Origin of the sequence: Marinobacter sp., from assembly GCF_041984545.1 — a bacterium.
Classification (GTDB): Bacteria; Pseudomonadota; Gammaproteobacteria; order Pseudomonadales; family Oleiphilaceae; genus Marinobacter.
Genome location: NZ_JBHIXV010000043.1, coordinates 14,944 through 28,680, shown reverse-complemented (window position 1 = coordinate 28,680; position 13,737 = coordinate 14,944). Strand labels below are relative to the sequence as shown.

Here is a 13,737-nt window from a genome sequence, read left to right as displayed (position 1 = left end):
CACGGGAGGACTTGCACCTCCAGGAGTGCGCCCGTGCCGGGCGCACCAAAAAAAAGGCAGCCGAAGCTGCCTTTTTGCGGATGTTGCCGAATCCCTCAGGGATTAAAGGGCAACAACGTTCTCCGCCTGAGGACCTTTCTGGCCCTGGGTAACGGTGAACTCGACCTGCTGGCCTTCAGCCAGAGTCTTGAAACCGCTGCCCTGAATAGCGCTGTAGTGAACGAAAACGTCCGGGCCGCCTTCACGAGTGATAAAGCCAAAGCCTTTCGCTTCGTTGAAGAACTTAACAGTACCGGTAGTAGTAGACATACGTAAACTTCCTGAAATCAATCATATTATCTGCCGCCATGCACCTCCATGGTGCCGGGTCGGCGTTTTGCGGAAAAACAGAAATCGCGGAATCAAAAACAGGACGGTCACTACTAACTACGGAGGTACGTCTTATTCATGAAATGCTTTACTGATTCTTTCCTACGCCTTGCACTCTACTCCTGAATCCGAGGCTTGCCAAGGGTATTTTTCAATAATTCATGTAGGTAGAGGTACCCATCATCCCTTCAGCAACGTAAAGGTGTACAGACCCAGTGCCGTCATCAGGATGGAACCGATCACGTGGGCGAGAATGCCGGTCAGGGCCATGGCCCATTTGCCTTCCTGGATGGCCGCGAACATTTCCAGGGAGAAGGTCGAGAAGGTGGTCAGGGCACCACACAGCCCGGTGATGGCAAACAGCCGCCATTCCGGGGCCAGCGTGGTGCCATGGCTGAAATAACCGATCAGCAGACCGATCAGCCAGCCACCACTGAGGTTGGCCACCAGGGTGCCATAAGGCACCGCATGGTAGGTGGTGTTCAGCCACAACCCCAGGGCCCAGCGGAGGTTGGCGCCAATGACAGCGCCAACACTGACCGCGAATACCGACCACCACATCCCGATCAGCCTCCGATCAGGCCGGATTGTGGTTGATCACTGACTTCTTGTTCTGCGCGAAGGCATTGAACTCGAAGTCGTCGACCGTAAGCATCTCCAGCACCTGAACCTCATACCGGCGCATGAAATCCGCCTCCTCCTTGGTAAAGATGCCGGCCTCAAGCGCCGCTTCAAAGCGCTCTTCCGGATGCAGTGCGGTCATCGGCAGCTCGCCCTTGGCGTAGGCCTTGGTTGCCTTGCGGTACAGCTGCTCGGCCTTGTCGTAATCCTTGAGCAGGCTGTTGTAGGTGGCCACCGGGTTATCCTCAGGGCCTTCGCCGTTGGTGGTCCAGACGCTGGCGAGCAGCTTGCTACGAATCGGCGTATCCGTGGAGATGGCCCGGGCCAGTTTGCGCGCCAGATCGTCGTGCGGGCTGTCCCAGCGACGTCCCAGCGGCATGGTTACCGCCCGCAGCACCAGAGCGACGGCGCGGTTGGGCAGGTTCTGCAGGAATTCATCCAGAGCATTCTCGGTGCGGTAGAGCAGCAGCTCCAGACTGTACTCCATCGCCTCCTTTTCACCTTCCACCGGCTGGGTCTCGTGCCAGTTCTTGAGCACCATGGAGGCCAAGTACAGGTTGGACAGCATGTCGCCAAGACGTGCCGAGATCAGCTCGCGCATTTTCAGTTCGCTGCCCAGAGTGGTCATGGCCGCGTCTGAACAAAGCCCGAAGGCCGCGCTGAAGCGCGACACCGCCTGGGCATACTTCCGGCTGGCACTGTCGAAGGGCACGTCAGCACGGCCAAGACCCAGGGCCTGGGTAAAGGCACGGGCTGCATTCCCAAAGATCAGGCCGGCGTGACCGAAGAAAGCGTCGTCGAAGGCATCGATATCGTCGTTGTCCTTCGCCGCCAGTTCCTTCAGCACATAGGGATGGCAGCGGATAGCGCCCTGGCCGAAGATCATCAGGCTGCGGGTCATGATGTTCGCGCCTTCCACGGTGATCGAGACCGCAGCACCACTGTAACCAATGCCCAGGTAGTTGCGCGGCCCCAGGGTCACGGTCTTGCCACCGTGCACATCCATGGCGTCAGTGAGGACACCGCGCTGGAACTCGGTCAGGTGATACTTGAGGATTGCCGAAGGCACTGAGGGCTTCTCGCCCTTGTCGATCATGTTGGCAGTGTGATTCACCGCCGACTGGGCAATGTAGGTCTTGGCCGCAATCCGGGCCAGGGGTTCCTGCACCCCTTCCATATCCGCCACCGGGGTATTGAACTGGCGGCGAATGCGGGTGAAGCCACCGGCGGTGCCAACGGAATAGGCCGCGGCGCCCGCGGCGCCGGATGGCAGGGTGATGCAACGCCCCACCGACAGGCATTCAACCAGCATGCGCCAGCCCTGGCCGGCCATATCCACGCCACCGATAATGTAATCCAGTGGAATGAACACGTCCTTGCCCTTGATCGGCCCGTTCAGGAACGGACTGCCAATGGGACAGTGGCGGCGACCGATTTCCATGCCCTTGGTGTCACGGGGAATCAGGGCGCAGGTAATGCCGTAATCCTTGGTATCGCCGAGCAGACCGTCCGGATCGAACATCCGGAAAGCCAGCCCCACCACGGTGGCGATGGGCGCCAGGGTAATCCAGCGCTTCTCGAAGTTCAGGCGGATACCGACGACTTCCTTGCCACCGACTTTCTGTTTGCACACGATCCCGGTATCCGGCAGCGATGTGGCGTCTGACCCCGCCCTCGGGCCCGTCAGCCCGAAACACGGAATTTCACGGCCATCGGCCAGGCGTGGCAGGTAATGGTTCTTCTGTTCCTCGGTACCATACTTTACCAGCAGCTCGCCCGGGCCGAGGGAGTTGGGCACGCCCACCGACACCATCAGCGATTCGTTGGCTGCCAGCTTCTGCAGCACCGCCGTCTGGGCCTTGGCGGAGAATTCCAGGCCCCCGTATTCCTTCGGAATGATCATGCCGAAGAACTTTTCCTTCTTCAGGAAATCCCAGAGCTCCTTGGGCAGGTCGGCACGCTCCACCGCCACGTCCCAGGCGTTGCACATGGCAATGGCCTGGGCGCACTGGTTGTCAACAAATGCCTGCTCTTCCTCGGTCAGCCCGGTATGCCGGTTGATCAGCAGGTTGTGCCAGTCCGGACGGCCGGTGAACAGTTCACCGTCCCAGCCCACGGTGCCGGCTTCCAGCGCCACCTTCTCGGTATCGGATACCCGGGGCGCCACCTTCTTGAACGTGGCAAAAATACGCGGAGTAATCCAGCTCTGGCGAAAGCCAGGCAGGCCAGCGGCGGCGGTTACCGCTGCGCCGGCAAGCAGTATCAGCGCCAGCCATCCTGAGGCGAAGAACAGGGACACAAGGCCGGTCACCAGCAGAACGCCAATGGCCGATTTGGCACCAGCCTCGCGCCGCATCACGATCAACAGGCCGGCCAGCGCCGCGACAAACAGAATGAAAGTCATCATAGGTTCTCTCTGTCATCCATGGTTAGTGAAGCTCTTAGACTAAAGTAGGTACGCCCACAGTACCGCATCAGATGATGACTGGCCAGCAACTGCCCGGGAGTCAGCAGGTTACGTCTGTTGCGCCGTGACTACTGCGTCACAATTACCCGAATACCCTCCAGCGCCAGGGTGGCGTGACCAATCGCCTCGCGGGCCGAATCGAACTGATCCCGGAAATACTGGATTTCTTCCTCACGCACCGTCGGGTTGATCTTCCTGAGCGCCTCGAGGCGACGGATCTCGGGCTCGAAACGTGCCGACAGCTGTTCCAGCGCCTTCGCTTTCAGAGGCTCCAGATGGGGCCCGGACAGGCGCTCCACATGATCCACCATGGTCTCTACCTGGGGCCGGATCTGCGGCACGATGGCCTGGGCCGTGCGCCGACGTATATTGGCACAGAGTTCGTTGAGTCGCTCGTGAGGCAGCGCCGCCGAGAGCTCCTTGCCGTTGACATCCACCAGTACCCGGAGGGGCGATACCGGCAGGTAACGGGTCAGCTGGAGCGCCTCGGGTGCCGGGCAGTGTACGGTGAACAGCGCTTCCATCAGCAGGGTGCCCGGTGGCAGCGCCTTGACCGACAGGCTGGCGAGCGCCGCCTTGCCCAGACCCGAGCTGGTGACCGAGTCCATCACCCCGGTCACCATCGGATGCTCCCAGCTCATGAAGGCCAGATCCTCGCGCTCAAGCGCATTCTGTCGGCTCCAGGTAACGGTGATGCCATCCTCGGGCAGCTCGGCCACATGGCCGGCCTGGTACTGCTCACCCGGGCGCAGAATGTCGGAGTGTTCGGCATGGTCTTCCACATCCACTCCGAGAATGTCAAAAGCCTGCATCATATAATCCCGCACCGGGGCCTCGGCCTCTTCGGCTTCAATAGCCTCAATCAGCGTTCCGGCCACCTCTGGTCGACAGGAATTGAGCTCGATCAGGGCGTCGCGGCCGTTCTGCAACAGGGTTTTGAGCCGGGCGGTTTCCGAGACCGATGCCTCCACCAGTCCGGCAACGGCTTCCTGGTCGCCGTCAATCGCCTGCTGCCACAGGTCCTGCACCGTTTCCTGAACGGTCACGCCCACCGCGCAGCTTTCGGCGAAGGCACTGAGCCCCTCGTGGAACCAGCGAAACTGGACTTCCTGGCTGGTTCCCGCCAGATAAGGGATGTGAATGCGGATGCGTTCGGTCTGGCCTATGCGGTCCAGTCGACCGATGCGCTGCTCCAGCAGGTCCGGGTTGGCGGGAAGGTCGAACAGCACCAGATGATGGGCAAACTGGAAGTTGCGGCCCTCGCTGCCAATCTCGGAGCAGATCAGCGCCTGGGCGCCCTGTTCACTGTCGGCAAAATACGCGGCAGCCCGGTCCCGCTCCAGTAGGCTCAGGTGTTCATGGAACGCGGCACTGCGAATACCGGCGCGCAGCTGCAGGTAGTGTTCGAGGGCCATGGCCGTCTCTGCCCGGGCGCAGATAACCACCACTTTCGCAGGCCGCAGGCTGACCAGGGTTTTCTCCAGCCAGGCCACCCGGGGATCCTCCGCCAGCCACTGTTCCTCCGGCACCTCTTGCTCCGGCGCCAGCCCGGCCACACCCCAGGCCCGGGATTCGTACATGGCCGGGCATGGTAGGGAAACAGGCTCGGGGGCACGCTCCGGGAAGCCCCGGACCGCCGCCCGGGTATTGCGGAACAGCACTCGGCCGGTACCGTGACGATCGAGCAACGCATCGATCACCGACTGGCGCGGATTGTTGCCCGCCAGCAACTGGTCCAGCTCATCACCCAGCCACTGGCGCAAGCGTTCACGGTCGTTCTCGCCAATGTCACTGCCTGGATCCTGGAGACGGCGGACCACCTGATTGATCAGTTCGTAGTGCTGCTCCTGCTCCCGGAAGGCCTCCAGATCGTGGAACCGTGCAGGATCCAGCAGACGCAGCCGGGCAAAGTGGCTGGCCACGCCCACCTGTTCAGGCGTCGCCGTCAGCAACAGCAGACCGCGACTCCTCGCAGACAACTGCTCGACCACCTGATATTCCGGGCTCGGCTGTTCCGGGCTCCAGACCAGATGGTGGGCCTCGTCAACAATGCTCAGATCCCAGTCCGCCTGCAGAACATCGTCACGGGCCTGCTCACTGTTCACCAGAAAATCCAGGCTGCACAACACCAGTTGCTCGCTTTCGAACGGATTGACCGAGAGCGAATCGCCGAATACATGGTTCACCAGAGCATCGACATCGTCTTCGTCCTCCTTGAGGGCGTCGTAACGACTCTGATCGACAATGGAAAAGCGCAGGTTGAAACGCCGAAGCATTTCCACCAGCCACTGGTGCGTCAGCGAGTCCGGCACCACGATCAGGGCCCGCTTGGCCAGTCCGGTCTGCAACTGATAGTGCAGGATCAGGCCGGCCTCGATGGTCTTGCCCAGGCCCACTTCGTCGGCAAGCAGCACCCGAGGGGCATGCCGGCGGGCCACTTCGTGGGCGATGTAGATCTGGTGGGCCAGATGCTGGGTTCGCGCGCCAATGAGTCCCTGGGCAGGCGACGCCCGCAGGCGGTCCATGTGCTGAAGGGTGGCGTATCGTAGGCGAAAAGCGCCATTGCGATCGAACTGGCCGGCAAACAGGCGCTGGTGCGGCGCCGAGAAGTTGACCGATCCGGCCAGCTTCACCTCGGAGATCTCCTGCAGGTCGCCTCCGTTGTCGCCGTGATAGATCAACACCCCGCCGCGATCTTCCACCGCTCGCACGATATACCGGGTGCCGTCAAAGGTTTCGATCTGCTCACCTATCTGGTAGATGATCCGGGACAGAGGCGCATTATCAATGGCGTAGGTGCGCTCTTCATCGGCGGCAGGAAAGCCGAGGGTGACGCGACGACCGGAGATGTCGGTCACAATGCCCAGGCCAAGTGCGGTATCGCTGTGACTGACCCAGCGCTGGCCGATCACAAATTCCGATGTATCCAAGAAACCTCCAGAAAGACAGCAATCAAGTTCGTGTAGCGCCGTTCTCACGCACCCAGTAAGCCGTAGCGCCGCACACAGCGGCCGGCACCACAAACAGGTTCAGTACCGGGACCATGGCGGCCAGCGCCACTGGCAGGCCGAAGCCGAAGGCCGACAACCGGGTATCACCCAGCAGACGGCGCAGGGCCGGGAAGCTGACCTTGTGGTTGTCCGCCGGGTAATCCACGTACTGCAACGCCATCATCCAGCTGTTAAACAGGAACCACAGCACGGCGGCCACCAGGTTGACCACCGGAATCAGGCCGATGATCAGCAATCCGATGGCGCGGGGCAGGTAATAAAGAATCTTCTGTACTTCCCGCCAGAGGGCCCGGGGGATGTCCTTGATAATAGCCGCCCAGCTTTCATCGGTACTGACTTCCTGGCCGGTCAGATGTTTCTCGGTCAGCTCGGCGAGATACCCATAAAAGGGTGAGCCAATCAGATTGGCGACTATCACGAAGCCGTAGGCCAGCATCAGCACGATCACCGCCCCGTACAGAATCCAGAACAGCCAGTCCAGCGACTGCAACCAGGCCCAGTCCGGCAGCCAGGCCATGGCGGCGGCAATCAGGCCTGCGAAAAGCTCACCAAGGAATACGAACAGAAGACCGAAGAGCAGAATGTTGATGACCAGCGGTATGATCACGAACAACCGAAGACCCGGCTGCCGGATCAGTCGGAAACCTTCACCCAGGTAGCCCAGTCCACGAAAAAAGTTACCCTTGAGCATCGCCGGCAGGACCTCCGCTTCCATGACATTGACGGGCCGCAAAGCATATCATGTTGATACCGTTCCCACAGCCCGCGCGCACCCAGGACTTCCCAGACATGGCAGTAAATCGTCCGCAAGCAGACCGACACCGACTTCGATCCACGCTGAACCGGGTGCTGAACTGCCGGCCACTCTGGCGTGGCGCTCTGGTACTCTCGCTGCTGGCCATTGCGTTCCTCGCCACCACCGCCAACCCGTACCCGGTGCCGTCGGCACCCAGCGACAAAATCAACCACCTGATCGCGTTTGCCGAGCTCACCATTCTGACGCGCCTGGCCTGGCCCGAACTGGGTGCCCGCTGGTTCGTGCCGGGTCTTCTGTTCTTTGGCCTGGCCATCGAACTGGTCCAGGCGACCCTGCCGTACCGGGATTTCTCCCTGGCCGATCTGGCGGCAGACGGCGCGGGTATCGTCATCGGCCTGCTACCCTGGCCCGGCGTTCGCAAGACCAAAACCCCGGACTTGAGACGTTCGCCCGAATCTTTGTGAGACATTTCCTACAAACGTGTGCGATCCCACAGTGTCATTGCGTACGCGCGCAGAACCGATACCCCTAAAAGAAAACCTAACCTGTTGATAACCATATTTTATTGGATTTGAGGGCTAAGCATCGTGCGGGCGAGCGTGCACAGTTCACACGATTGTCAAAAGCCGATTGTTATAGTGTTTACGTCAGGGATGACAGGGAAAAGGACGCCGCATCGGATGCTCCCCGGCACGGAGTGCAGGGAGAGGCAAGGACACAGGGACGCCTCGCTTAAGGGATAACTATTCGGATTGCCGGCTCGGAGGCTGGCACCAGGGAGTGGCATAGGGATCTGGCAACACGGCTGTTGCCCAATGCGCAAGGAGGCGCCGACCTGTTCCGAAAGGGCAACCACGCGTTGCCCTTTATTTTTTTCAATACCCCCGGGTTCACTCGCCGGCCAGGTAGATCCGCACCCGATTAAACTCCTCAAACTCATGCAAGTCCGGCCAGGTCCGGGCCTCGATGGTTGCCTGCTTGCGGTAGCCGTCGTCACCAAGCACCTTCATTCGGGAGTCCGCCAGCAGCACCCTTGCCGCGGCCGTGCGAAACACCTCCAGCAATGGCCGGTTGTCCGGGTCGTACAGTACGTCGGCCGCCGTCACCACATCCAGCCCGGCGGGTCGGTTGCCCCAATCGTCACACAGGCCGATCTCAATACCGTTGAGTTCCGCGTTTGCCCGGGCGGCGTCCAGCGCTGCCGGGTCGGTATCACAGGCAATGGCCTCCCGGGCACCGGCCAGGGCCGAGGCAATGGCCACAATCCCGGAACCCGATCCGAAATCCAGCACTCGCTTGCCCGCCACCCAGTTCGGATTGTCCAGAATCCACTGTGCCAACACCTGGCCACTGGCCCAGCAGAACGACCAATACGCGGGCTCCGCCACCACCGCCTGAGCCTCCTCATGGGACAACGGCCCCTCAAGCACACCGGGGTCAAACAGGTGCAGGGCAATCCGCGGACAACCGGCCGGACGGGAGACCGCCACACGACCGCGTGTGAGGGTCTTGCGCAGATGATGATTCAGGCGCTCTGCCGGCATGATTGCAGCTCCTCGGTTCCGGAAAGCCCGGTATTGTAGCCCAGCGCAGGCGGAACGAGCAGAAGCGGGCGGTTTTCGCTATACTGCCGGCCTTCACTTGATAACCCCCAGACCCAGAGATGGCCAGCAGACCCGACACCGACGACTACCTCGCCCTGTTCCTGAACGATGTCCCGCTGCTGGATGTTCGGGCACCGGTGGAGTTTTCCCGCGGGAGCTTTCCCACTGCCATCAATGCACCGTTGATGAACGACGACGAGCGGCACCGGGTCGGCATCTGCTACAAGGAAAAAGGCCAGGACAAAGCGATCGAACTGGGACACCAGCTGGTTTCCGGTGACATCAAGGCCCAGCGCATTGAAGCCTGGAAACGGTTTGTCGCGCAACATCCCGACGGCTTCCTGTTCTGTTTCCGGGGTGGCTTGAGGTCGCGGCTGACCCAGCAATGGATCCGGGACGCCGGCATCAATTACCCGCTGGTCAAGGGCGGCTACAAGGCCCTGCGCCGTTTTCTGATCGACAGCCTCGAGGCCCGGATCGAGTCGGGCGACTTCCGCATCATCAGCGGTCGCACCGGCACCGGCAAAACCCGGGTTCTCAAGCAGTTGCCCAACCCCGTGGACCTGGAAGGCCTGGCCAACCATCGCGGCTCCAGTTTCGGGCGCCAGGTGACGCCACAGCCCTCACAGATCGACTTCGAAAACCGCCTCGCCGTGGCCATGCTCAAGGCGTGCCACCGTGTTGGCGGCCCCATCTATCTGGAAGACGAAAGCCGCCTGGTGGGCCGATGTGCCCTGCCCGAATCGCTGCGGGCACGCATGGCTGCCTCGCCACTGATGATTCTGGAACAGCCCATGGAAGAGCGCGTGGCGATCATCCGCGAGGACTATGTGGAAGGCATGCTCGCGGATTACACCAAGCGCGACGGCCGGGATGCCGGCTGGCTGAATTTCCGGGATTACCTGCTCAGCGCCCTGGACCGCATACGCAAACGCCTGGGCGGTGAACGGCACCGGCAATTGCGAGCGCTGATGGAGCAGGCCCTTGAGCAGCAACAGGCCGAAGGCACGGTAGAAGGCCACGATGCCTGGATCGAGGCCCTGCTGCGAGACTATTACGACCCCATGTACGACTACCAGCTGAGCCAGAAAGAAGGCAGGATTCTTGTCCGCGGAGGCCCGCGGGCCCTTACTGACTGGGCCAACGCTCACTCGGGCACGTAGACTCCCGGGCATAAAAAGGGCCTGCGCCAGACAAAGTACATACTCGTCTGCTATAACAAGTGGATGGCAAATCAGCTGGCTGCAGGATTTTGTCGGTTTCTCGAACACTTATGAAAAACACCAATGAACAAGGAGTCCTCCATGGAAAACCTTTTCGGCGCTGATGGCAGTGCCTCGGAACTCATGAACCAGGCCATGGCCCTGGTGATGACCTACGCCCCGAAGGTGGTGTTGGCGGTTGTCACGCTGGTCGTTGGTCTGTGGCTGATCAACCGCTTCGTGGGCGTGCTGGACAACAAGCTCGGCAAGAAGGATCCGACGCTTAACAAGTTCCTGTGCGGCCTGATCGGCGCCATCCTCAAGATCCTGCTGCTGATCTCCGTGGCGTCCATGGTTGGCATTGCCACCACCTCGTTCGTGGCCATCATCGGTGCCGCCGGCCTGGCCGTCGGTCTGGCGCTGCAGGGCAGCCTGGGTAATTTCGCAGGCGGGGTGCTCATCCTGATCTTCAAGCCGTTCAAGGTGGGCGACACCATTGAAGCCCAGGGCTACCTGGGCGCTGTTCGCGAAATCAGCATTCTGTATACCATCGTCGACACCTTCGACAACCGCCGTATCGTCATCCCCAACGGCAGCCTGTCCAATGCCACGCTGGTGAATGTCAGCTTCTACGACACCCGTCGTTGCGACATGACCTTCGGCATTTCCTACAGCGACGACATCGACAAGGCTCGGGCCGTGATCAAACAGCTGCTGGATGAAGACGAGCGGGTTCTGCCGGAGCCGGCGCCGAGAATTTCGGTGGGCTCACTGGGTGACAACTCGGTGAACATCATCGTGCGCCCGTGGACCAAGACCGACGATCTCTGGCCGGTCTACTGGGACATGCACGAGCGCGTGAAGAAAGCCTTCGACAAGGAAGATATCACCATTCCGTTCCCGCAGCGGGACGTGCATCTCTACAAGCACGAGTGATCGGTTTCTCATTGATACATCCGGTTACTCGCAAACTGCGTAACCTCAACTAAGCTGAGCAGTAATGGTGGGGCCCTCGCGCCCCACCAGCCCATCGGGGCCAGGCACCTGAACCATCACAGGCTCCGGAACGCTGTCATTGCTGGTAGGAGGTTGTCACTATGCCGGTACAGCAGTTGAAGGAATTCCTCGACGAAGCAGGCGTGGAGTATATGTGCCTGTCCCATCCCCCCGCGTTCACTGCCCAGGAACTGGCTCACCATGTGAAAATCGCCGGCGACCGCGTGGTGAAAACCGTGATCATAGAGCTGGATGGCAAGATGGCCATGCTGGTGATGCCCGCCACCTGGCGCATCCGCTGGGACAGACTATCGCGGATACTCGACACCGATTTCGTTGATCTGGCCGATGAGCAGGAATTCCAGGATCGTTTCCCGGACTGCGAAGTCGGGGCCATGCCCCCGTTCGGCAATCTCTTCGGCATGACGGTCTACTGCGCCGAAGTCCTGACGGAACAACCGGAGCTGGCCTTTGCCGCCGGCAGTCACACTGAATCCGTGCATATGAAAACCAGCGACTTCCTGTCGCTCGTGCAGCCCATGGTACTCAACCAGGGTTTCACCAAACCCGGTGCCCAGAAGCCCGCCTGGCTGGCCAAGGGGCGCCGGCAGCCGGAACAGGTCGCCAAGGAGCGGGTGTCCGGCGCAGCCGGTTACTGAGCCTGGCTATACCGGCTTGAAACCGGTCTCTTGTCTGGCCGCTGTCATCGCGTAAACTGGGCGCATCAGACAGGAAACCGATATGACTCAAGCCTTTGATATCGTGGTGGTCGGCGCCGGCATGGTAGGCGCTGCCCTGGCCACCGGTCTTGGCCAGGCCGGATTCAATGTGGCCGTGGTGGACCGCGCACCGCCCCCCTCGTTCAATCCAGACGAACGCCCGGACATTCGGGTCTCGGCCCTGAGTGCCGGCAGTGAGCGTTACCTGGATAGCCTCGGCGCCTGGCAAGCCATACGGCAGATGCGCGCCACCCCCTATCGACGGCTGGCGGTCTGGGACGAAACCCGTCATCCCCTGCAGACCCTGATTCCCGGTCGCCTGGCTGAAGTGGCGTTCGATGCCAGCGAGCTTGGCGCGCCGCATCTGGGCCACATTGTCGAAAACGCCATTACCCAGCAGGCGCTGTGGCAGAGTGCCGAGGCGCAGCCCTCGGTTACGCTCATCCATGGCCAGGGCGTGGCTTCGCTGCAGCAGGACGAGCACTCGGCGACGGTCACCCTGGACGACGGCCAGACGCTGACTGCCGCCCTGATTATCGGTGCCGACGGCGCCCGTTCCAGGGTCCGGGAACTGGCGGGCATCGGCACCACCCGCAACCAGTACAGCCAGCAGGCCATGGTGATTTCGGTGCGCTATCAGGGGCCGGTGGAAGACATCACCTGGCAGGGCTTCCTCCCCAGCGGGCCCAGAGCCTTCCTGCCCCTGCACACCGCCGGCGACAACCACCCGCGCGAAAGCTGGGCCTCGCTGGTCTGGTACGACGCACCGGATGAACTGACCCACCTGAAATCACTGGACGACGCCGAGCTGATGGCGGAGATCCAGTCCGGCTTCCCGGCCGACTTACCACCGCTCACGCACATCGACCGGAAAGCCTCCTTCCCCATTGCCCGCCAGCATGCCAAACACTATTTCGCAGGCCGCGTGGTTCTGGCCGGCGATGCCGCGCACACCATCAACCCCCTGGCCGGCCAGGGGGTCAACCTGGGCTTCCAGGACGCCCAGTGCCTGCAGATGCTACTGCGTGAAGCCAAACGGGCCGGCGACGACCTTTCCTCCGAACGCTGGCTGGCCCGCTACGAACAGCAGCGCCGCCCTGCCAACCGCCGGATGATGATGACCATGGACCTGTTCTACCATCTGTTCAGTAACCGGATACCGCCCGTGCACCTGCTGCGAAACCTGGGCCTGGGCGCCGCCCGCGCCCTGCCCTTCGCCCGAAACCGGGTGGCCCGGTACGCCATGGGTATCGACGACGAACTGCCACCCGTTGTGCGACAGCTCGCCGCCCGGTTACCCGGCCTGGGCCAGTTGTAACCCGACAACCCGAACAAACACCAAGGAGCCCGTATGTCAGAGACGATTTTCACCAAGATCATCAACCGGGAAATCCCCGCCGACATCCTCTACGAGGACGACCTCAGCCTGGCGTTCAGCGACATCAACCCTCAGGCGCCGGTGCATTTCCTGGTCATCCCCAAGAAGCCCATCGCCACCATCAACGACATCACCGAAGATGACCGCGAACTGGTCGGGCACCTGTATGTGGTGGCGGCGAAGATTGCCAAAGAGCAGGGATTTGCTGACGACGGCTATCGAGTGGTGATGAACTGCGGCGAAAACTCGGGGCAGACGGTTTTCCACATCCACCTGCATGTGCTGGCTGGCAAGCCACTGGGATGGCCGCCTTATACCGATAGGATGAAGCAGGCCTGATTGTTTACGGACCTTGGGGGGAAGCAATCGGGCCGGTACTGCTGTTTGGGACACGCTCAAGGCATCCATGCGCGCTTAGCTTTCGCCATCCCTGGCGAAAGATAGTCCCAAACAGCAGTACCGGCCCGCTCGCCCAAACTGCACAATAATATTCTACCCAGCCACCATATAATCTGGTGGGCTGAACTCAAGGCTCTGCAGGACGTCGTGTGGTGCGGCTTTCCGGGACTGTCTTTCGCCAGGGATGGCGAAAGTCAAGCGACCAGGGACGGCT

The 13,737-nt window shown here is 61.3% G+C and carries 12 protein-coding genes; 6 read left to right on the top strand and 6 right to left on the bottom strand.

Annotation, left to right across the window (positions count from 1 at the left end; translation table 11 throughout):
- Positions 1-102: 102 nt before the first annotated feature.
- From ACFC20_RS15995 to cysZ, 5 genes are all read right to left on the bottom strand, one after another.
- Positions 103-309, bottom strand: a complete 207-nt coding sequence (locus ACFC20_RS15995) for a cold-shock protein (RefSeq protein ID WP_008172950.1) — start codon at positions 307-309, stop codon at positions 103-105.
- 240 nt (positions 310-549) lie between these two features.
- Entirely contained in the window at positions 550-930 is a 381-nt protein-coding gene (gene crcB / locus ACFC20_RS15990) for a fluoride efflux transporter CrcB (protein WP_375193876.1), read from the bottom strand.
- A 16-nt stretch (positions 931-946) separates the two neighbouring features.
- On the bottom strand, positions 947-3,397 hold the full coding sequence (locus ACFC20_RS15985) for an acyl-CoA dehydrogenase (RefSeq protein WP_375193875.1): 2,451 nt from the start codon (positions 3,395-3,397) through the stop codon (positions 947-949).
- 128 nt (positions 3,398-3,525) lie between these two features.
- Complete coding sequence (gene rapA / locus ACFC20_RS15980) at positions 3,526-6,387, bottom strand: RNA polymerase-associated protein RapA (protein ID WP_375193874.1); 2,862 nt, start codon at positions 6,385-6,387, stop codon at positions 3,526-3,528.
- A 22-nt stretch (positions 6,388-6,409) separates the two neighbouring features.
- The gene (gene cysZ, locus ACFC20_RS15975) at positions 6,410-7,159 is read right to left on the bottom strand and encodes a sulfate transporter CysZ (RefSeq protein ID WP_375193877.1); all 750 of its coding nucleotides are present in this window, start codon (positions 7,157-7,159) and stop codon (positions 6,410-6,412) included.
- Between the two features lie 98 nt (positions 7,160-7,257).
- Here cysZ and ACFC20_RS15970 point away from each other — a divergent pair, with 98 nt between their 5' ends.
- Complete coding sequence (locus ACFC20_RS15970) at positions 7,258-7,689, top strand: VanZ family protein (RefSeq protein ID WP_375193873.1); 432 nt, start codon at positions 7,258-7,260, stop codon at positions 7,687-7,689.
- A gap of 426 nt (positions 7,690-8,115) precedes the next feature.
- Here the strand turns inward: ACFC20_RS15970 and ACFC20_RS15965 are convergent, their stop codons facing one another.
- Complete coding sequence (locus ACFC20_RS15965; RefSeq protein ID WP_375193872.1) at positions 8,116-8,769, bottom strand: methyltransferase; 654 nt, start codon at positions 8,767-8,769, stop codon at positions 8,116-8,118.
- Between the two features lie 119 nt (positions 8,770-8,888).
- Between ACFC20_RS15965 and mnmH the strand changes: the two genes are divergently transcribed.
- From mnmH to ACFC20_RS15940, 5 genes are all read left to right on the top strand, one after another.
- Positions 8,889-9,992 (top strand): tRNA 2-selenouridine(34) synthase MnmH, encoded by a 1,104-nt coding sequence (gene mnmH, locus ACFC20_RS15960; RefSeq protein WP_375193871.1) that lies wholly within the window; start codon positions 8,889-8,891, stop codon positions 9,990-9,992.
- Positions 9,993-10,133: 141 nt separating this feature from the next.
- Entirely contained in the window at positions 10,134-10,967 is an 834-nt protein-coding gene (locus tag ACFC20_RS15955) for a mechanosensitive ion channel family protein (RefSeq protein ID WP_375193870.1), read from the top strand.
- 161 nt (positions 10,968-11,128) lie between these two features.
- Positions 11,129-11,686, top strand: coding sequence for an aminoacyl-tRNA deacylase (locus tag ACFC20_RS15950; protein WP_375193869.1), 558 nt, complete (start codon positions 11,129-11,131; stop codon positions 11,684-11,686).
- A gap of 82 nt (positions 11,687-11,768) precedes the next feature.
- Complete coding sequence (locus ACFC20_RS15945) at positions 11,769-13,064, top strand: FAD-dependent monooxygenase (protein WP_375193868.1); 1,296 nt, start codon at positions 11,769-11,771, stop codon at positions 13,062-13,064.
- A gap of 33 nt (positions 13,065-13,097) precedes the next feature.
- Complete coding sequence (locus tag ACFC20_RS15940; RefSeq protein ID WP_375193867.1) at positions 13,098-13,463, top strand: histidine triad nucleotide-binding protein; 366 nt, start codon at positions 13,098-13,100, stop codon at positions 13,461-13,463.
- The last annotated feature ends 274 nt before the right edge of the window (positions 13,464-13,737 follow it).

What these genes read in the sequence shown, in the direction of transcription:
- ACFC20_RS15945 (WP_375193868.1), top strand. Translation starts at nt 11,769, where the DNA reads ATGACTCAAGCCTTTGATATCGTGGTGGTCGGCGCCGGCATGGTAGGC.
- ACFC20_RS15955 (WP_375193870.1), top strand. Translation starts at nt 10,134, where the DNA reads ATGGAAAACCTTTTCGGCGCTGATGGCAGTGCCTCGGAACTCATGAAC.
- ACFC20_RS15965 (WP_375193872.1), bottom strand. Translation starts at nt 8,769, where the DNA reads ATGCCGGCAGAGCGCCTGAATCATCATCTGCGCAAGACCCTCACACGC.
- ACFC20_RS15970 (WP_375193873.1), top strand. Translation starts at nt 7,258, where the DNA reads ATGGCAGTAAATCGTCCGCAAGCAGACCGACACCGACTTCGATCCACG.
- ACFC20_RS15985 (WP_375193875.1), bottom strand. Translation starts at nt 3,397, where the DNA reads ATGATGACTTTCATTCTGTTTGTCGCGGCGCTGGCCGGCCTGTTGATC.
- ACFC20_RS15995 (WP_008172950.1), bottom strand. Translation starts at nt 309, where the DNA reads ATGTCTACTACTACCGGTACTGTTAAGTTCTTCAACGAAGCGAAAGGC.
- cysZ (WP_375193877.1), bottom strand. Translation starts at nt 7,159, where the DNA reads ATGCTCAAGGGTAACTTTTTTCGTGGACTGGGCTACCTGGGTGAAGGT.
- crcB (WP_375193876.1), bottom strand. Translation starts at nt 930, where the DNA reads ATGTGGTGGTCGGTATTCGCGGTCAGTGTTGGCGCTGTCATTGGCGCC.
- ACFC20_RS15950 (WP_375193869.1), top strand. Translation starts at nt 11,129, where the DNA reads ATGCCGGTACAGCAGTTGAAGGAATTCCTCGACGAAGCAGGCGTGGAG.
- mnmH (WP_375193871.1), top strand. Translation starts at nt 8,889, where the DNA reads ATGGCCAGCAGACCCGACACCGACGACTACCTCGCCCTGTTCCTGAAC.
- ACFC20_RS15940 (WP_375193867.1), top strand. Translation starts at nt 13,098, where the DNA reads ATGTCAGAGACGATTTTCACCAAGATCATCAACCGGGAAATCCCCGCC.